This is a genomic window from Arenibacter catalasegens, assembly GCF_002909235.1.
Classification (GTDB): Bacteria; Bacteroidota; Bacteroidia; order Flavobacteriales; family Flavobacteriaceae; genus Arenibacter; species Arenibacter catalasegens.
Window position 1 is genome coordinate 15,279 of sequence record NZ_PHQQ01000026.1, and the last position, 19,540, is coordinate 34,818.

The 19,540-nt window shown below is 37.3% G+C and carries 20 protein-coding genes; 3 read left to right on the forward strand and 17 right to left on the reverse strand.

Annotated features, from left to right (window positions below; all coding sequences use genetic code 11):
• Window positions 1–98: 98 nt before the first annotated feature.
• Window positions 99–1,067 carry a bile acid:sodium symporter family protein gene (locus CWD90_RS18005; protein ID WP_103477463.1) on the forward strand — a complete coding sequence of 323 codons (969 nt, stop codon included), beginning with the start codon at window positions 99–101 and terminating at the stop codon, window positions 1,065–1,067.
• A 79-nt stretch (window positions 1,068–1,146) separates the two neighbouring features.
• Here the strand turns inward: CWD90_RS18005 and CWD90_RS18010 are convergent, their stop codons facing one another.
• From CWD90_RS18010 to CWD90_RS18040, 7 genes are all read right to left on the reverse strand, one after another.
• The gene (locus tag CWD90_RS18010) at window positions 1,147–2,568 is read right to left on the reverse strand and encodes a sulfatase family protein (RefSeq protein WP_103477464.1); all 1,422 of its coding nucleotides are present in this window, start codon (window positions 2,566–2,568) and stop codon (window positions 1,147–1,149) included.
• Window positions 2,569–2,643: 75 nt separating this feature from the next.
• Window positions 2,644–3,726, reverse strand: a complete 1,083-nt coding sequence (locus tag CWD90_RS18015; RefSeq protein ID WP_103477465.1) for a phosphotransferase family protein — start codon at window positions 3,724–3,726, stop codon at window positions 2,644–2,646.
• Between the two features lie 48 nt (window positions 3,727–3,774).
• Complete coding sequence (locus CWD90_RS18020) at window positions 3,775–4,953, reverse strand: acyl-CoA dehydrogenase family protein (protein WP_103477466.1); 1,179 nt, start codon at window positions 4,951–4,953, stop codon at window positions 3,775–3,777.
• A gap of 92 nt (window positions 4,954–5,045) precedes the next feature.
• Window positions 5,046–6,380 (reverse strand): enoyl-CoA hydratase-related protein, encoded by a 1,335-nt coding sequence (locus CWD90_RS18025; protein ID WP_103477467.1) that lies wholly within the window; start codon window positions 6,378–6,380, stop codon window positions 5,046–5,048.
• Window positions 6,381–6,445: 65 nt separating this feature from the next.
• On the reverse strand, window positions 6,446–7,234 hold the full coding sequence (locus tag CWD90_RS18030; protein ID WP_103477468.1) for a glucose 1-dehydrogenase: 789 nt from the start codon (window positions 7,232–7,234) through the stop codon (window positions 6,446–6,448).
• Between the two features lie 89 nt (window positions 7,235–7,323).
• Window positions 7,324–8,067, reverse strand: a complete 744-nt coding sequence (locus CWD90_RS18035; RefSeq protein ID WP_103477469.1) for an SDR family NAD(P)-dependent oxidoreductase — start codon at window positions 8,065–8,067, stop codon at window positions 7,324–7,326.
• A 378-nt stretch (window positions 8,068–8,445) separates the two neighbouring features.
• Window positions 8,446–8,949: a hypothetical protein gene (locus CWD90_RS18040; protein WP_103477470.1), complete on the reverse strand. Its 504-nt coding sequence runs from the start codon at window positions 8,947–8,949 to the stop codon at window positions 8,446–8,448.
• A 193-nt stretch (window positions 8,950–9,142) separates the two neighbouring features.
• On the opposite strand from CWD90_RS18040, the gene CWD90_RS18045 reads away from it, so the two are divergent.
• Both CWD90_RS18045 and CWD90_RS18050 read left to right on the forward strand, forming a co-directional pair.
• A complete protein-coding gene (locus tag CWD90_RS18045) occupies window positions 9,143–10,714 on the forward strand; it encodes a hypothetical protein (RefSeq protein ID WP_157941265.1) in 1,572 nt (523 codons plus the stop codon).
• A 275-nt stretch (window positions 10,715–10,989) separates the two neighbouring features.
• The gene (locus CWD90_RS18050) at window positions 10,990–11,481 is read left to right on the forward strand and encodes a Dps family protein (protein ID WP_103477472.1); all 492 of its coding nucleotides are present in this window, start codon (window positions 10,990–10,992) and stop codon (window positions 11,479–11,481) included.
• A 262-nt stretch (window positions 11,482–11,743) separates the two neighbouring features.
• On the opposite strand, the gene CWD90_RS18055 is transcribed toward CWD90_RS18050, so the two are convergent.
• The 10 genes from CWD90_RS18055 to CWD90_RS18095 form a co-directional block, all read right to left on the reverse strand.
• Complete coding sequence (locus tag CWD90_RS18055) at window positions 11,744–12,775, reverse strand: helix-turn-helix domain-containing protein (RefSeq protein WP_103477473.1); 1,032 nt, start codon at window positions 12,773–12,775, stop codon at window positions 11,744–11,746.
• 25 nt (window positions 12,776–12,800) lie between these two features.
• Window positions 12,801–12,956: a lmo0937 family membrane protein gene (locus CWD90_RS23750; RefSeq protein ID WP_353057379.1), complete on the reverse strand. Its 156-nt coding sequence runs from the start codon at window positions 12,954–12,956 to the stop codon at window positions 12,801–12,803.
• Between the two features lie 49 nt (window positions 12,957–13,005).
• Window positions 13,006–13,152 (reverse strand): hypothetical protein, encoded by a 147-nt coding sequence (locus tag CWD90_RS23110; protein WP_157941266.1) that lies wholly within the window; start codon window positions 13,150–13,152, stop codon window positions 13,006–13,008.
• A 267-nt stretch (window positions 13,153–13,419) separates the two neighbouring features.
• Window positions 13,420–15,999 (reverse strand): ATP-binding protein, encoded by a 2,580-nt coding sequence (locus tag CWD90_RS18065; RefSeq protein ID WP_103477475.1) that lies wholly within the window; start codon window positions 15,997–15,999, stop codon window positions 13,420–13,422.
• A gap of 12 nt (window positions 16,000–16,011) precedes the next feature.
• Complete coding sequence (locus CWD90_RS18070; RefSeq protein ID WP_103477476.1) at window positions 16,012–16,458, reverse strand: response regulator; 447 nt, start codon at window positions 16,456–16,458, stop codon at window positions 16,012–16,014.
• A gap of 12 nt (window positions 16,459–16,470) precedes the next feature.
• Complete coding sequence (locus CWD90_RS18075; protein ID WP_103477477.1) at window positions 16,471–17,034, reverse strand: helix-turn-helix domain-containing protein; 564 nt, start codon at window positions 17,032–17,034, stop codon at window positions 16,471–16,473.
• Between the two features lie 405 nt (window positions 17,035–17,439).
• On the reverse strand, window positions 17,440–17,631 hold the full coding sequence (locus tag CWD90_RS18080; protein ID WP_103477478.1) for a hypothetical protein: 192 nt from the start codon (window positions 17,629–17,631) through the stop codon (window positions 17,440–17,442).
• A 78-nt stretch (window positions 17,632–17,709) separates the two neighbouring features.
• Entirely contained in the window at window positions 17,710–17,871 is a 162-nt protein-coding gene (locus CWD90_RS18085; RefSeq protein ID WP_031443085.1) for a DUF1328 family protein, read from the reverse strand.
• A 326-nt stretch (window positions 17,872–18,197) separates the two neighbouring features.
• On the reverse strand, window positions 18,198–18,935 hold the full coding sequence (locus CWD90_RS18090; protein WP_103477479.1) for an SOS response-associated peptidase: 738 nt from the start codon (window positions 18,933–18,935) through the stop codon (window positions 18,198–18,200).
• Between the two features lie 150 nt (window positions 18,936–19,085).
• Window positions 19,086–19,535 carry a ferritin-like domain-containing protein gene (locus CWD90_RS18095; RefSeq protein WP_103477480.1) on the reverse strand — a complete coding sequence of 150 codons (450 nt, stop codon included), beginning with the start codon at window positions 19,533–19,535 and terminating at the stop codon, window positions 19,086–19,088.
• Window positions 19,536–19,540 lie beyond the last annotated feature (5 nt).

Consider the following 19,540-nt stretch of genomic DNA (forward strand, 5'->3'; position numbering starts at 1 on the left):
GCGCTAAATAAATTAATTCTTTATGCGAAAACGCAGCGGTTGATTTATGCATTTTTTTTAGTATTCTTATTTTTAGATTAATAAAAATTTTTAGATAAATGAAAATTAAGATTGATGGGTTTGTCCTATCCATTATAGCTGTTATAGGGATAGCTTATTTTTTTCCGGAATGGGGAACACAAGAAAGTAAAATTCCGATCGATGCGATTAGCGCTATGGGTATTTTTTTGATTTTCTTTTTTTACGGGCTTAAATTGAGTCCTTCTAAAATAAAATCAGGGCTAAAAAATTGGAAACTGCATCTGTTAGTTCAGGCTACCACGTTTGTTGTTTTTCCACTAATTGTTTTGGCTTTTTATCCATTTTTGAGAAGCGAAGAGGATGGGGTCCTATGGTTGGCCTTCTTTTTTTTAGCAGCTCTACCCTCCACAGTTTCGTCCTCAGTGGTTATGGTCTCTATGGCCAAAGGCAATATCCCGGCCGCAATTTTCAATGCTAGTATATCAGGTATAATCGGTATTGCAATTACGCCACTTTGGATGGGAGTCTTTGTTCAGGATGCTGGGGCAGATTTGGATTTTGCCGAAATTTATACAAAGCTAATAGTACAAATAATTTTACCGGTAGTATTGGGGATTTTACTTCAGCGTTACCTTGGGGAATTTGCACAGAAATATAATAAGCGGCTTAGCTTGTTTGACAAATCCATTATCCTACTCATTATCTACAAAAGTTTTTCAGGGTCGTTTGATGAAAACATATTTAGTTCAGTATCCCTAAAGGATTTATTAGTTCTTTTTATTGCTGTGCTGGTATTGTTTTATATAGTGTTCTATTTAACAGGTTTTGTGGCCAAAAAATTGAAATTTAATACGGAAGATCAAATTACGGCTCAATTTTGTGGGACCAAAAAATCCTTGGTTCACGGTACCGTTTTTTCTAAAATCTTGTTTGGTAATATGGCTTCCATAGGCATTATATTACTGCCTCTTATGATATTCCATGCTACACAGATTTTGATTTTAAGTATAATTGCCGCTAAACGGGCGAACAGACCCGAGCAATAGAAATTGCTTGCCCAAGTTCTGCGTAAAACTACAATTGATTAATCTCCAAAAGGCAATCGCTAAGTTTTGCTGCAGCTATTTATTCTATATCTGCCAGTTGGTCTTTTCCCTTTACCATTTTCGATTGATGCTCATTTACCATAGCATTGATTTCGGTAATGATTTCTGGATGACTGGCCCCTAAATCGAAGTTTTCCGATGGGTCCACATTTAAATTGTACAATAGTGGTGGATTATGTACTTCCTTTTTGCCAAACTGACCATAGGAACCCTCCGTAATAAAATGCGCTTTGTAATCTCCAAGTCGGGCCGCATACAACTGTGTTCCCCTATAGTAGAAGACACCTTCTCTTGGAGATGGTTCGCCTCCTAATAAGGTGCCACTTAGGTCAAAACCATCCATAATCCTGTCCTTGGGCATTGGTACACCGGCCAGGGCACTAAAGGTGGAGAAAAGGTCCATAGTGGTGCCCAATTCGGTTACCACGGCAGGTTTAATATTCGTTGGTGACCAAAAAATACAAGGTTCGCGCATGCCACCTTCCCAAGTCATACCTTTGCCGGCCTTTAGTAATCCTGCACTTCCACCATTAATCCCATAGGAAAGCCAAGGGCCGTTGTCCGAAGTAAAGACGACAATGGTGTTCTTGTCCAATCCTTCTTCCTTTAAGGTGGCAATTATTTGGCCTATGCCATAATCAATTTCCTCAATCACATCACCATAAATTCCCCTTTCACTTTTGCCCAAAAAGTCCTTTGAGGCAAATAGGGGTATGTGGGGCAGATTGTGGGCCAAATAAATAAAGAAAGGGTTGTTCTTGTTTTTTTTGATGTAAGTTATAGCCTCTTCCGCATATCTTTTCGTGATGGTATTTTGATTGGCGGGTCTTTCAATAATTTCGGTATTCCTCATTAAGGGAACATTAAAATTTTCTGTAGCTAAATTTCCTCTGGCCTCTTTGAATTCTGCCCATTCTCCTACAAAATCCATGTCGTTGGAGTAGGGGATGCCAAAATAATAATCAAAACCATTGTTGGTGGGCAGGTATTCTTCCTTATGTCCTAAATGCCACTTGCCTATACAGGCGGAATTATATCCAGCTTTCTTCAGTTGCTCTGCCAAGGTTATCTCGGAGCTTGGTAAACCATATTTAGAGTTTGGAAACAACACTCTTTTTGTATCACTTGCCATTCCGCTTCTTACGGGTAACCGTCCTGTTAATAAGGCTGCCCTGCTAGGCGTACAGACACTGGCCCCTACGTAAAAATTGGTCCACTTTTGACCTTCGGCAGCCATTTGATCCAGATGCGGAGTTTTAATGGTAGGGTGGCCATAGGTTCCTAGGTCCCCATACCCCAAATCATCCGCAAAGATAATAATGAAATTAGGGGTTTTGCCTAAGTCTTCTTGGCTCCAGCTATTGCTGTAAAACGAGGCAACGAACAAAATGGTCATTAGAATTCTAAGAATGTGATTTGTTGCGGGTTTGGGTTTGATCATGGAACTATCTATTGATTATAAGGGATGGAAGGTAATAAAAAAAATATTTTAATTATTTGTGTAAACAATCTTTGTTCAAAATAGATGATCTAGTCGATTTTTGGTAATGGCTTGGTTAGAAATTTCACCCAATAACCTGACTCCGTCAATAAGTTTTTCAAATCGAGGATCCTGAGTAACCCCTTTTTTGTAACGGTAGTATATTTGTTGAATAATCACTGCTATTTTGAATAATCCATAAACATAGTAAAAAACAATATTGTTTACTTCCCGTCCACTTTTAAGCGTGTATTGCTGAACCAATTCTTCCCGAGATAGGTTTCCAAGCAGATTTGTAGGTGTAAGGTTCAATACTTTCATAAAATCGGGATCGTTGGGATTTACCCAATAACCCAGAGTGGTGCCCAAATCCATTAAGGGATTTCCTATCGTGGCCATTTCCCAGTCCAGTACAGCCTTTACCTGAGTCCAATCTTGAGGGTCCAACACTAAATTGTCATATTTAAAGTCGTTATGGATCAAGGTATAGCTTTTTGGTTCTTTTGGCATATTCTCTTCTAACCAATTTGCAGCTGCTTCAATTTTCGGTACAAGGTCGGTTTTGGATTTGAAATATCGTTTGGTCCAACCATCAACCTGACGCTCCATATACCCTTCAGGTTTACCAAAATCGTCCAAGCCAATTTCCTTAATGTCCAGCTGGTGCAGGTCTACCAAGGTATCTACAAAATTGTTTGATATGCCCAGCATTAGTTCTGGATCGGGAAGCATAGCAGCAGGCATTTTCGCTCTTAAGATAACACCTTCCACCCGTTCCATGAGGTAGAAGGGGCAGCCTAGGATGCTTTCATCTTCACAATAAAGGATTGGAGTGGGTACTTTACCATAATTTGGTTTTAAGGCGGTTAAAATGTCGTATTCACGCTTCATATCGTGACCAGATTTTATATTGGCCCCAATGGGCGGTCTTCGCAAAACATACTCCATATTGCCGAATTGCACCAAATAGGTCAGGTTGGAATAACCACTTGGGAATTGGGATATCTTTAATTCCCCATCGACGGACAAGTATTGCTCTAAATAGGATTGCAAATTATTCATTTGCAATTCTTCACCTTTGCGGACGGTTGCTGATTTATCGTTCCAAGTATTCACCATGGTTATTGGTTTTTTTAGACCAAGCAGGTTATTTGAACCTATTGGTTCTTATGTTCTATATTCTTTCAGAATCTGTCTGGCCAAACTGCTTTTGTGTACCTCGTCCGCACCGTCATAAATTCGGGCAGCGCGTTCGTGTCTGTAATAGAAAGACAAAATGGTATCGTCCGTAAGGCCTAGGGCTCCATGCACCTGGATAGCCCGATCTACTACATTCTGAAGCACGTTGGCGCAATAGAATTTTATTACGGATATCTCTTTTCTTGTTTTGTAGGCCCCTTGTGTATCAATTTTTTTTGCCGCATCCTGAATCAACAATCGGGCAGCATTAATTTCGGCCCTGGATTCGGCAATCCAGTTTTGAACGGTCTGTTTATCTGCCAATGTTTTACCATGGGCCAATTCCCTAGAAACGGCACGTTTGCACATTAGATCAAAAGAGCGCTCGCAAATCCCCATCCATCGCATGCAATGGTGAATGCGTCCTGGACCTAATCGGTTTTGGGCAATGGTAAATCCTCCGCCTTCGGCACCAAGTAAATTTGATTGTGGGACTATGACATCCTGGAATTTAATTTCGGAATGACTTTCCCACCCACTACCGGAATGGCCCATAACGGATATGTTTCGAACCATTTTCACGCCTGCACCATCTGTTGGCACAATTATCTGACTAGCTTTTTTGTGGGCATCTGTAGCATCGGGATTTGTGACCAACATAACAATGGCAAAAGCTGCACCATCAAAGCCAGTGGTAAACCATTTATGACCATTTATAATGTAATTGCCTTCTTTTTTATATGCCATTGTACCCATATTTACCGGATTGGAGCCAGCATAGTTGGGTTCGGTCATGGCAAAACAACTTCTAATGTCTCCTGCTAAAAGTGGGAAAAGGTATTTTTCTTTTTGTTCCTTGGTGCCAAACTCGATCAATATTTCCATGTTGCCAGCGTCTGGTGCCTGACAATTAAAGCTGTAATGTCCATAGGGACTAGCCCCTAGGATTTCACTGATTTCTCCGTGCTCGGAATTTGTAAGTCCTAAGCCACCGTATTCTTCAGGAATCTGTGGCAGCCAAAGGCCCAGCGTTTTTACTTTTTTGCGAAGTTCATTCAGTTTTGGTAATTTTTCCTCCCAACTGCAATTTAAAATCCATGGTTCCAAGGGAAACAATTCTTCTTGAACAAAGACTCTGATGTTGCTTTTTATATCTTCGAAATTCATGGCACTTTTATTTTTTTTGGAAGCTTCTATCTACAGGAAAAACCAGCTTAGGATATTTTATTTGTAGTCACTGGATCTCTATTGCAACACTACTATTTGCCAATAAATTTGGCTGGACGTTTTTCCAAAAAAGCACTTACACCTTCTGCAAAATCGTGACTTCCAAAAGTGGTAACTTGTTTGTCTGCCTCAAAAGCTATCGTTTCATATAAATCATGGCCCATGGCATAGAACATATCTTCTTTGGTAATACCTACTGCTAGGGTTGGGCGTTTAGCCAATTCATGGGCCCAAGTTTTAGTGGTCGAAAGCAAATCGGTATCATTTTCAACTAATTTATTCGTTAGGCCAAGGCTTAAGCACTCCTGCGCCCTTACTTTTTTTCCTTCCACCGCTATCTGCAGGGCTTTACTATATCCTACTTGTCTGGCCAAAAGCCAGCTTCCTCCACCGTCAGGACCCAAACCTATATTTACAAAGGCATATAATAAGGCACTGCTTTCAGACATTACCCTAAAATCACAGGCCAAGGCAATAGAAGCCCCTACACCTGCAGCAGTTCCGTTTATTGCTCCAATAATGGGCTTACGAAGTGTAAAAAGAGTGCGCATTAAAGGTAGGTAGGTTTTAGTAATATAGGCACGGCCTTCTTCAGGGGTAATTTGACCGAAGACAGCCATATCGGCACCGGCACAAAACCCTTTTCCTGCACCAGTAATTACTACGGCACGGATGTCATCATCTTTGCGGATTAGGTTAATGGCGTCTGTAATCCCGTTTACCACATCATCGGTAACCGCATTGTACCTTTCGGGCCTATTGAGGGTTATAATTCCGATGTCACCTTCTTTTTCAAATAGAACGGTATTGTTATGGTTTTTTTGGATGTTCTTGGTAGTTTCCTTTTTGATTGGGGAATCTTCTTGCTTTCTATTTGGATTACAATAGACTTGAGCTATAAATTCGGCAACACAGGCCGGTTTTTCTTCTCCTTTTAACTCAAAGACTAACTTTAATTTGTATTTGCCACCACCTTCAAATGGAGTAAATTCAAGTAAGGAAACACGGGCCCTTAATAGGGAACCTACTAGTGTGGCATTCATAAATCGCACTTTGTCCAAACCGTAATTTACTCCCATGGCAACGTCCTGTACTTTGAAGGTTTCATAACAGAATTTTGAAGCCAAGGATAGGACTAGAAAGCCATGTGCTACCGTTTTTTTGTAGGGTGAGTATTTTGCAGATTTTTCGGGATCTATATGTATCCATTGGTTGTCGTCCGTCGTTCTGGCAAAGGTATCGATCATTTCTTGGGTTATGGTCATCCAATTGGATAATCCCAGCTCCTTATTTAGGTAATGATTCAAATCTGATAGATGTGGAATTTCTGTGGAATATGCCTTGTCTATTACTCTTTCTTCAGCCATTTTTTATGTATTAAATCTAGAAAAAATTCTTTTATTTGATTGAAATGCATGGTTTTATGCGATTGTTAATTGAATCCACCAGCTATCATATGGCCTCCATCAGCAGTAAATACCGAACCTGTACAATAACTAGATGCGTCTGAAGCCAAAAAGCACGCCAAACCGGCCATTTCATCTGGTAGTGCCATTCTTCCACTGGGTAAATCACGGGTTACTTGGTCCAATATTTTTTCATTCTGCCATAAGGCCGAACTAAATTTAGTCTTGATCAGGCCTGGGCAGATGGCATTGGAACGGATTCCAAATTTACCCCATTCCACAGCTTGGGATTTGGACAGCATGATTACGGCCGCTTTGCTTACACTATATAATCCCAATCCAGCACTTGGTTTCATTCCCTCTACGGAAGCTATATTGATGATACTTCCGCCTCCTCTTTTTTTCATGATGGGATAACAATGATTGGCCAATAGGAAGGGAGCCTTAACATTTATGTCCATTATCTTATCAAATAGGATATGGTCCATAGTGTCCAAAGTTCCATAAAACGGATTAGTAGCAGCGTTGTTCACCAATATGTCAATACCTCCATATGCTTTGACAGTTTGCTCTATTAAATTTTGCACTTGTTTTTCATCACCAACATGGCAGGCTATTCCTTTGGCTTCAAATCCATCTGTTTTTAAACTATTGGCAACGTCGTCAACAGCTTCTTGGCTGCGAGAACTAACGATGACCTTTGCACCATATTCGGCCAGACCTCTGGCTATTGATTCACCAATTCCCTTGCTCGCTCCCGTAACAATGGCCACTTTGTCCTTTAAATCGAATTTTTGCTTTATTCTTGTTGTCATGATGGTTGCTTTTGGAGGGAAATGTGTAATATATTTAATTAAAGAATAGAATCTGGAACTTCTCGATTCCTAGGTCTTTTGCAATTCTACTACACGGGCATGGCACCACCATTGGCGTGCAAGGTGTGTCCACTTATAAACCCAGCTTCTTTGGAGGCCAGGAAGAGATAAGCGTTACCCATATCTTCTGGGGTACCTATTCTACCCACTGGTATGGTGGAAATACCTGCCTGAATAACATCTTCCGGCATGGAATCGGTCATTTCAGTTTTTATAAATCCAGGTGCTACCGCATTAACGGTAATATTGTATTTTCCTACTTCCCTGCATAAGGAGTGGGTAAACCCCACTATTGCAGCCTTACTTGCGCTATAATTGGTTTGTCCAAAGGCGCCTTGGAAGGCATTTATGGAAGATGCAGAAATGATCCGCCCATAATTGGCCTCCTTCATATGAGGTACTACCGCTTTAGCAGTGATGTAAAGGGAATCTACATTAACCCGCATAACCTGGTCCCATTCCTCACGGCTCATTTTCAAAATAGAACGGTCACGAATAATTCCCGCGTTGTTGATCAGGATATCTATTTTTCCATAATCGCTTATAATTTTGGTAACGGCATTGTCAACGGATTCTTGGTCAGTTACATCTACGTTTTGATAGAATATTTTGCCACCGGCCTTTGTAATGTTCTCTGCGGTTTGTTGGCCATTTTGTAAAACATCCCATAGGGCTACGGTGGCCCCTTCATTACAAAAGACCTTACAGACTCCTTCACCAATTCCTCTTGCCCCGCCTGTAACGATTACTACCTGTCCCTCTAGTTTTTTCATGTTTAATAAAAATTTGAATGATTTTAATTCAGTAATTTAAAAAACTTTGAAGACAAACTCTAATGAAGGAACAAGTATTATTGTTAGAATAACAACTACTGGAATACGTTCTTGCGATTTGGGGAATTTTAACTCCTGAAAAAAGAATATCTACCTAATAGGTTGTGACAGAGCAGCGGGAGGTAAAAAGAATCCTATTATTAATGTGGATAGTAGGATTTAAGATACCTATAAACTATGTGATGGTAAATGGGCAAGGGAAGGCAATAATTTATGTAATTTTTTTTAGGCGGTTTCACTAAACGCTCATAAAACAAGAATACCCTAGATATCAAAGAATTTGACTCTAGGGTATTTATTAATTGGAAAAGATCCAGATTAAAACTGATATCGTAATCCCAGTGCAATATCTAGACCTAAATCGTTATTGTTGTAACGTTCATCGCCAAAAGCTATTTCTGGTCTAAAGTCTAAAGATATTAGTAACGGGATGTCAAAATTGTATTCAATACCTATATCACCTGCGCCAAACACAAAAGTATCAGTATAATCATTACCGTCATTAAAGTTTTTATTATCATTAAAACTATAGGATCCAACGCCACCGCCAAGACCAACATACCAATTAAAACCATTTTCAATGTTCCATACCCACTGGTGTAAGCCGGCAAGCTTAAAGCCATCATAATTCTTGCCATCTCTCCAACCTAGATCCACTTCTAGTCTATGGGTAGTGCTTAAACGTGCCTGATAGGAAATTTCACCACCAAATCCGTCATTGTCTCCAAGTCTTAATCCTAAAGCATTTTGGGAAATGGATTGGGCGTTGGCCGCAACAATAGTCAGTGTTAAAACTGTAAGTAAACTCAATATTTTTTTCATAATTATGTTTGATTAAATTTAACTGCAAGATTAGTGAAAATTCGGCTTCAATAAGTCCTCCATCCAACCAAATTATAACTCATTAGATGAAATTGAAATTTATTGTTTAATTCAGTCAATTTTAAATTTTGTTGGACCAATTAATAATGTTTAAAGTTCGAATTTTGTTGTCAATGGTACTTTACTCCAAAACATGACAATCCACATTTTAAAAAACAGATCATTTAGAATAATTGCTATCGTGATGGCAATGATTTTATTGATAATTGTAATCTTGCAATTCGGAGCCAAAAGGTATATTGTGAATTTGCTTAACGTAAAAATACCCGATCACATTCACTTGGGTTATAAGCAAATGGGGGTTAATGTGTTGGCGGGTTCCATTGAATTACGGGATGTTATTTTGGAATTGAGAGATAAGGGTACTGGAGATAAACATTTAGAATTGCGTTCGGAGATGCTAAATTTGGATGGCCTTGGATATCTAAATTATTTATTTGGAAATACCTTTAGCCTCAATGAAATTAAATTATTACGTCCAAAAGTAAATTACTACCCTGGTCAATTATCTACAAAACATGACACCATTAGGACAAAAGGCTTTGTAATGGAAACTGTTTTATCTATAGCCAACTTGGCCATTGTGGATGGGGAATTCCAGGTAATTGAAAAAGGTGCGGATTCTTTAGATTTTTTGGTGGAGAAGGTGAATTTATTTGTCGAGAATTTAAAAACGGACCAAGATTTTATTGGAAGGAAAATACCGTTCTCTTTTGGCGACTACAACTTGAGTACAGGTAAATTATTTGTAGATCTCGGACCCTTTGAAGCTTTAACAGTACGGGGAGTAAGCATACAAAATAAAGATGTGCAATTAAATAATCTATCCTTGAGCTCAAAATACAATAAGGTTGCCCTTTCCAGGGAATTGGACAAAGAACATGACTATATAGATTTGGAGATTCCTCAGGTTAAATTGTCAAAAATGGATTTCGGATTTAATTCGGACCAATTTTATCTAAGGACCAATCTGGTACAAATCCATAACCCGACACTGTTTCTATACCGCGATAAGTTGATTCAAGATGATTGGGAGCAAAAAAAGTTATATAGCCGAATGTTACGAGAGTTGCCCATAGATTTGGATATTTCTGAGGTCGATATTGCCAATGGTCATATAACATATGCGGAATTGGTTGAAAAGGGAACTACAGCAGGAGAGCTTGTGTTTTCTGATTTAAATGCAACTTTGAACAACATTTCAAATACCTATGAAAATATTGAGGAGACCAAGATAGAAGCAAGAGCCAAACTTATGGGGAAGGCCCAAATTCAGCTCCGTTGGAATTTTGACACCAGTAAAGAGAACGATGCATTTTATATCTCAGGGGAAGTTAAGGATTTTGATTCAGAGAGCTTTAATCAATTCCTGCAATCGAATCTTCGAGCTAAGGCTGAAGGGGATATAAAAGAGCTTTATTTTACGATTAGTGGGGATGCTATAAGTGCTAGCGGGGATATGAAAATGAAGTATGAAGATTTTCACTTTAAAGTCTTGAAAAAAGATAGATTGGGAGTGAATAAATTATTGACATTTGTTGGAAATATGTTTACAAACGATGGTTCTAAAACAGATGCTATGGGCTATAGGCATGGGGAGATTTTCGCAAAAAGGGATGGGACCAAATCGTTCTTTAATTATTTATGGCTCAATGTCAAGGATGGTATTGTAAATACACTTACAGGAGACGGCAAAAAAGAATAGTTTTTCAGGACTAAACGGATAACTTTTAAAATTGCAGGTACATTCCAGTTTTTAGTTTTCGAATAACTTTTGATTATGCAGAAGCCCCAATCCCTAAGACCCTGGGAACAGAAATGGGAGTAAAATAAGGCGTAGAAATGGCTAGATTTATGCAGGAGGTCCATATGGATTTATCACAGTTCAAATTTAATTGAGCAAAAGAAAAAATGGTTCAAATCAACGTTTCCAACCCATGGGTCTTAACTTGTTATTATTAATAAAAATTAAAAATTATTATGAAAACAACACAGACCGATATCGGAATTAAGAAAGATAATAGAAAGGCCGTAGTAGAAATGCTCCGTAAACTTTTAGCGGACGAATATCTGTTGTATACCAAACTAAGAAATGCACACTGGAATGTGGAAGGAATCGATTTCCATACCAAGCATGTCTTTTTTGAGGAAGAATACAACAAAATAGAAGAAATCGTTGATGAAGTAGCGGAGCGTATTCGTATGTTGGGGTTTTATTCCCCGGGGACATTAAATGAGTTTTTAGAACTTTCCCATTTGGAGGATAAAAGTCCAAAAAAGAATGATAGCGCTAGCTTAATGGAGGGTTTGTTAAAGGACCATACGACTATTATACAGTTTATTAGAAAAAGTATTGGGGAGAATGCAGAAGAACACAATGATGAGGGAACTGCTGATTTTATTACTGGAATAATGCAGTTACATGAGCAGATGTCTTGGATGCTAAGGGCTTCCTTAAAAACATTTGTGTAGAATAATTTTATTTATCACTACTATTGGGAACGGCAAGAATGAAAATTCTTGCCGTTTTTTTAATGCAAATCTTAATGCTCTTATGTACGCCCATGCCTATATCAATGATAATTTAGAGCCCGGTCATAGCATTTGGTTGGCTATGATTTTTCATTGGCGCTAATGGCTGTAATAACTTGACTTTCGATAGTATTTTTTACTGATCGGAAATAAAAAAACCAGCCGATATGACTGGTTGTTGAGAGACGTATCAAACTATATATTATGCTGTTACAGCTATCGGATTTTGGTGGTCCTGATAGTATTTGGGACTACAATTATACTTTTCCTTAAATATCTTAGAGAAATAACTCCTGCTAGTCAAGCCTACACTATAGACAATTTCAGAAATATTGAGATCCGAGGTTTTAATAAGATGTTCTGCAGTTTCAATCCTTGTGTTCCTTATGTAGTCTGTTACTGTCCTATCAAATAACAACTTAAAACCTTCTTGTAGCTTTGCGGGTGAAAGGCCTGTTTTTGAGCTTAGATATTTTAGGCTATATTGAATTTCTGGATAATTTTTTATAAAATTGGCCATTTCCTTAATATCCTCTATCTCCTCTTTGTTCATTGATCCAAAATTATTTTTTACATTTTTCTTGTCTTCTTTATGTTGTTGAATCTCCATAGCCAATATGAGGTGCACTATACCCTGGATAAGTAGGTTTCTTACCAATCCCTTTTGGGTAATGGCCTCCAATTCCTGCATTCTCTCTGCAATTTGTAAATTAAAGGACCCTGTATAAGCAAAAGTTTCACAATCTTTCTTAGGCATAAAAGTCTTTAATATTTGCCTTTGTAATAGGTCGCCCCCTTCATTATCTGAGGTAACCTTATGGGTGTCCACCATAATGTTGGAAATCTTAACGTTTACGTTTGCTTCAAAGAATAAGGTGGTGTCCTTGCTGGGGTCACATGAGAAAATTCCCGTCTGAAACTGATTCAATAGTCTTTTTTCTCCCTTTATTCCAAAACTATGGGTTACTTTTCCTTTTGCACAGTACATAAAATGGATAGGATTGGAGACAGGCATATTGTTGATGATAACGGTATCCTCGTTAAAAACAAGGTCGAATTCCATAAAGGATAAATTGTTCTTAAATGATATGCCTCTAATTTCTCCACGAACAAATTTATTGTCAAGTATTAGATTATATTCCTGTGGACGAGTAACCAGATTACCTCCTAAATCTTGCTGTAACTGATTAAATATGTTGTCTATATTATTCGATTTTAGATATACTATTTTCATGGTTCTGTGTTTTAAATTAAATGCTTTATTTTTCTCTTATTACCTTTGTAATAAATAATACTACAGCCGTCAGTAGGAAAAAATGTATTTTAATCCCCATGTCGTACACGAATAATCCAATGGCCCAGATAATGAGCATTATTAAGGCTGAAATAATCAACGTTTTGGACATTACGTGCATTTGGTAACTACAAAGACTTTCATAGCCATTGTACAAATTAGATTGAATCTTAGTCTGATTCAATGTTATTGTTGGTCATTCCCAAGATGAAATTTTCAGGTAAATCGTTATTCGTTTTAGAGTTGGAATCCAAAGTCCAACTTTTACCAACTTTAGAATACAAATTCAAAGAAAATTGCGATACTGACTTTTTCATGGTAGTTGTCTTTATATGTTAATTTCTGTGTTGTACAAATTTCGATATAGACGGATGCTTTTCTGTTATACAATTTTTAAATTCTGTTATATAATTCTACGAAAAAGGAACGTTTTTAGTTAATACGACAGTTATTTTGTGGTTTGAACCAATGTTTTTGGAAATTAAATATTAAGGAAGGAGGGGGGATTGGAGTATTCCGGATGTAGTTTTAGGGAACTAATAGAGAGAATCCGTTAGTACTAGGGAAAAAGAAGCCAGTGCAATTTAGGCGGGTAAATAAATGTAAAAAATAGCTCCCTTATTGGGTTCACCCTTAGCCACGATATGCCCTTTGTGCTTATTAACTATTTTCTTGCAGATTGCCAAACCAATACCTGAACCCGAATATTCATTTTTGTAGTGTAGGCGAAGGAAAAGTTCAAATATCTTATCGGCATTCTTCTGGTCAAAACCAATACCGTTGTCCTCGATTGATATACAGTAATATTGTTTGGCCTTTTTATGGAAATCATCTGTAATTTGGTTGCGTTCCAGTTTTACACAGTCGATTTTAATTTGAGGCCTTTGTTGTAAACTGTGATATTTGACCGAATTTGAAATTAGGTTATTAAAGAGTTGTTCTAATTGGAATGGAACCCCACTTATCTCGGGTAGGTCTCCAATTATGATTTCCATTCCTGTTTCTTTAATTGGGGCTTCAAGATCTTCCAGAACCTTTTCTAAAACAAGGTTCAGGTCTACCAATAAATAATCCTTTTTGGTAATATTTAATCGGGAATAGGATAAAAGATATTTAATAAGAGTCTGCATCCTGTTGGCTGACGATCTTATTTTATCTAGATACTCTTCTTCCTGTTTGGAAAAATTATTGGAACTGCTATCTGATATCCGGGAAATAAATAACTGTATCTTTCTCAATGGTTCCTGTAAGTCATGACTAGCAACTCTATTAAAGGATTCCAGCTCCTTATTGGAATGCTTCAGTTCTAGATTTTTATCTTTTAATTTTTGTTCGTTTTTAAGCTCTTTGGTTATATCTTTTACTACCCCTATAAATTCGCTTTGTAGGAAGTGCCCTGTATTCTGAAGGTATTTAACTTTCCCAGTTTTTGTGATGATACGGTAAACAAAATTACTAATTACATTATCCTCTAGAGCCAATTTTACTTTCTCGTCATAAATCTTAAGGTCTTTTGGATGAATATAAGGTCTATAGTTTTCAGGGGTGAGTTTGAACTCGTTGAGTTCGCATTCCAACAGTCGATAAAAATTATCGGACATGTGCGACTCCATATTTTTGATGTTCAAACGATAGCTGCCAATTTTTGCTTCTGCTTCAGCATCGTTCAAAATGGAATTCTGAACCATTAATTGTTCATTAAGCTCCAACAGCCGCTGTTTCGTAGTTACAATTTGGGTAATGTCATAAGAAGTGAGGGTAATGCCGTTATGTAATTTGTTTAAGGTAGTATGTATCCAAACAGGCTTTCCTTTCAATACATACTGAGTTTCATGGGTTTCTATAATTCCTGTGTCAGCACATTTTACCATTAGGTCGTACAATCCGGATGAATGTACAAAAGGATAGATTTTAGAGATTGAATTACCGATGACCTCACTTGTCAATTTTCCAGTAAGGTTTTCGCTTTCTTTGTTGGTAAACAAATATTTAAAATCTATTACATTTCCTTCGGCATCGCGCTCCGTGTTTAAGTGGCTAACCGTGTTGCTTGTACTTTCAAGAACGTTGTTCAAGAATGCTGTGGTTTCTTCAAGTTGTTTGTTTTGTGATTCTAATTTTTCGTTCAAGACTTTCAAGTTCAGAGAATGTAGCCTCTCCGAGGTGGTATCGGTGGAGGTGGTTAGGACTCCGTTCTCCATTTTTACTGCGGTGGTTTTAAACCAAAAGGAATTTCCGCCATAATCAAATAACTTTTCAAATTTTCTAGGAGCTCCTTCTTTTATAACAGCTGCTAGTTCTTCAAAAATACCATTCTCAAAATTTATGGGAATGAGCTCCGACATTTTTTTATGAGCTATCTTATTTGGTTTTTTCCCCAATACGGCCTCTATTTGTTCGTTGGTAAACTCGATGTTAAAATCCTTGATTTTACCTGATGCATCATAAATGGGCAAGAAATAGCTGATAATGTTGTCTGTGCTGGCAAGAATGTTATGCATGAATTTTTCTGCAGTAGCCTTTTTCCTGCGTTGTGCATTAATCTGCAAATAGGAAATAACGAATATAAACAAGGCGAAAATACCCAACAATAGTGTCGTTATAGGGGTAAAAAAGATTTGTGATCTATAGTTCTTCGTTCGTTGTGCAAGCTGCAACTGAATTTCTCGTTGCATTTGATTTTCAAGCAAGTTTAATTGGGTAACAGCACTGGAGACATCCGCTATTTTTTTTTGATCACTTTTGGAATAAGTTAATTTTTGGTAGGGGATTTGTGACATGACCCTAAGGGCCTGGTAAAGGCTATCCTGCCAATAGCTTACCTTGAGAAGCGTTTTTTGTTGTGCAGGATTATGGCCTGTGAGTTCTTTTAATTTTCTATAAGACGCCAATACCTCGGGTTTGTAAACTTCAAAGGTGGATATCCCCAAGGTATCCTGTAGCAATACGTTTTTGAATTCCGTAGATTGCATTTGGTCATAGTAAGAAAAAAGCTGGTTTATTTCCTTATTGATCTGCAAAGTTTTGGAAACCCAGTCTGCTGATTTACCTAGCCGTAAAACCTGTTTGTAACTAACACTCCCAATGAACATTAATAGGGCAACGGCCAAGATAAGCAGGACCGTAAAAAATTTTGATGAAGAAGCCAACTTTTTTAATGTCATACTGTTAGACCTTTAGATCCGTAATAAAAAATTATCCCTGTTTAAAGCTGAGGTGTGGTATTGCCAATTTAACTGTAAAACTTTGTCTATTGCATTTTTAAGCCCTCCAAAACTGTTTGGTTTGTTAATGTAGATATTGGCCCCGTTTATAAAAGTCTCTTCAATATCGGCTTCTGAGGAAGACGTGGAATAGATGGCGACCATTAGCTCCTTTAGGCAGGGGTTGTTTCTAATTTCATTGAGACATTGCATTCCATTTTTGATAGGCATGTTCAAATCCAGAAATATAATTTGTGGTAATAGCACATCGGGCAAGATCAAGTATTCCATTAATTCTTGGCCATTGTTGAATAATGATAGATTGGTCTTAATCTTAATTTCTTCTATAGCCTCCTTAAACAACATTCGGTCATCTTCATCATCATCGGCCAGGGCAATATACATGGTATGTAAAGGCATAGTTTTGTTTGGTTATTCTTGGGTTAAGGCTCTTTCTTTTCGTTTCTGAATTATTTTCAGAAATGTAGAGGGGGTTAGGCCAGTAGTTTTCTTGAATTGGGCAGATAAATGGGCCACACTGCTATAATTAAGTTTGAAAGCTATTTCTGTTAGGGTTGAATTATTTTGACTAATTAGGTTTTTTGCAAAATCTATTTTTTTTAAAATCACAAAATTCTCGATGGAGGAATAGGTAGTTTCCGAGAAGATTGAAGATAAATAAGTATAAGTATAATCCAATTTTTCGGAAAGATATGTAGAGAAATTATAGCGTTTGGGAATTTCTTCATGATGAATCCATTCCGTAACGGTATCCTTTATGCGCTGAACTAAGGCCACTTGTTGATCATCCATAATTTCTATGCCATAATTGCCCAATATATTGGCCATTTTCTCTTCTTCATTTCTTGTAGGTGGTCTGTTAAATTCAACTTCTCCTACGCCATGTATCGTATAATCTAATCCTAGGATGTCCAATTGTTCACGCAAAACAGTTTTGCAGATAGCATTAAAATCGAACTTTAGATAAACTCTCATCAATGGTTTATTATCACGGGTTATAATGGCCAATTCCAGTCCTATAAAAGTAATTGAATTGGACGTATAAACAAAGATGATAATTTTTTGATATGCAAGAAAATTCCTAAACTATTCTTTTATAAACAGATTCCCTGTTCTAGGTCTTTTGGTTTAATGTATGAGGCACTTTTAAAATTCAATTCCATATATCATTAAGTACCTACTTGTGCCCGTGTATGTTCACAAGTGAGGTTGGTTAAAATCCATTTACCTTAGTACAAATTGTCTATAACCGATTTTTATGCATCTATTATTTTATAGTGCTTAAGGATATGCGATTCTTATTTAAAATTAAAAAACGGACAAGGTCCAGATAGGAAAATGTCCGTTTAGTATAAATTTAAACCAATGATTATAGGTTATTTAATTGTCGTCCGTGGCATCATCTATTTCATCCCCAATTTCTTCCACGCCTTCCTTAATGCCATCGCCTACCTCTTCTACTCCTTCTTTGATTTTTTCTCCGGCAGTTTTATCTTCCCTGCAGCCATTCAATGCTGAAAAGGAAATGGTGAATAATAGTGTGAATGCAAGATATAATAACGATTTTCTCATGTCTATGTAGTTTTTAGATTAATATAATTGTACTAGTTTAAATACCATAGGTTGATTTATGGTGTATGGTTCTATCTTTTAAATTTTGCTTCTTCCCGTAAATAAAGAGATTACAAATAGTATTAAGAAAATAAAAAATAGGATTTTAGCAATACTTGCAGCTCCTGCTGCTATCCCGCCGAATCCAAAAATCGCGGCTATTATTGCTAAAATTACGAATGTGACTGTCCAACGTAACATAGTGTATGTTTTTAAGGTTAATATTATGGGCCATTTTCATTGCCCTATATACAAATGTCCAAGTTTTTTCCCGGGTTTATTTGTCGTATCCAGTTAATGTTTAACTCAGATAGATGTGATTTCCGAATGTGTAATGCGTTAATAATTAGCAAGTTCATTTTCTTATTTGAATTGCAGTTAATTGATTTTTCAGCATTGCATTCGGGTTGTTCCTAACCTTTTTATGGGTAATTAGCTATTGCTAGGTGGGGGAGCTTTGGTCTAACTTTTTTTGAAAGGATAAATAAAACCGGGACTGGGTTCACATATGGTAGCCAATGACTTTACTATAAGGAAAGTAACTCAATTCCATGTTTGAGAATCATTCCAGTTGGCGCGGCCTCATAGTATACAGGTTCTAACATAGAGGCGTATGATATATTGTTTTTAAAGAATTCTTTTGAAATAGGGTGGGCTATGAGCTTGAAGTTAGGGGTAGCATTTAAAAGATTTTGGATTTCTTTTTCATTTAAATCTTTCGCTAGCCATGAACTGCTTAATTCTTTTGGAAGCATCATGGGTACGGTTCCATCTATATTCTGAACCGTTTTTAGGTTGTGGTGGGTGTGTGTTGTTATTATAGAGCAGGTTAAGAATCCATCGTCCAATTTATTGTATATACCTGTTAAGCAAAATGGTAATCCGGAGGCTCTGTGAAAATAGTAGGGATATAGAATTCCATCGATTAAGTAGGATGTAAAAAATCCAGTAACGGGGATTAAGCACCTTCTTTGCATTAGGGCACTGGAATACCAGGAGGGGTTGTTCATGGAGTTAATATTGAGGTTTAAGGAATTGAAGATATCCTGGAATACATTCCAATCATCCCTATAGCCTTCTGGCAATAGTCCCCAAATAGCCGGAACGAGTAATTCTTCTTCCTCCATGGTTATTATAGGAATGGTTACTTCGTCCAAACCGTTGATCAACACCTGTTTACCAAATAAATCAGGGTATTTAAAGCGCCTATTAAATTCTTTTTCCAATGTTAACCTACTAGCTGTATTGGATAGTTTGTGATACATAAAAATAAATTAAGTAAAATCTAATCTTCACGGGAACTTTCGTTTCGCAAAAACAATTAATTAACAACATACTAAAATCCTTTATGTTAAAAGTCAAAAATGAAAGAGGATGCCAACCATCCTCTTAACGAACAGGATTATTGCTGTAGATTAACTTAAATCTTCCAAGCGTTTTACTTGGTTCAAATCTGCTTGAATTTGGTTCATTTGTTGCGTTAAAAGGGTAGCTGTACTAGGAGGTAGATCTGTTTCCGAGAGTACCTCCCTATATTCCTGTACAGACGCTTTTTCTCCTCTAATGGCCTCCTCCAGCATTGCTTCATCGTCGTCCGCTGAAAAAAGGGCCTTAACGTCCATCCATGTTCTATGCAACGCAGCCGTTACACTTCCATCTTCTTCCCATTTTTGACCTAAATTAGTGATTTCACTTTTCAGTGCCGATCCAAAAGTATTTCTTTCAGTACTTTTTTTAACGAAGAAGGATTTTAGATAAGGATTTTCCGTATTGTCCAAAGCCTTTTTATATCCCTTTTCGGCATCGTAGGTTTTTTCTAAAAGATCATTTAATTTTTCACCTATTGTATCAGTGTATGTCCTCATTTTAT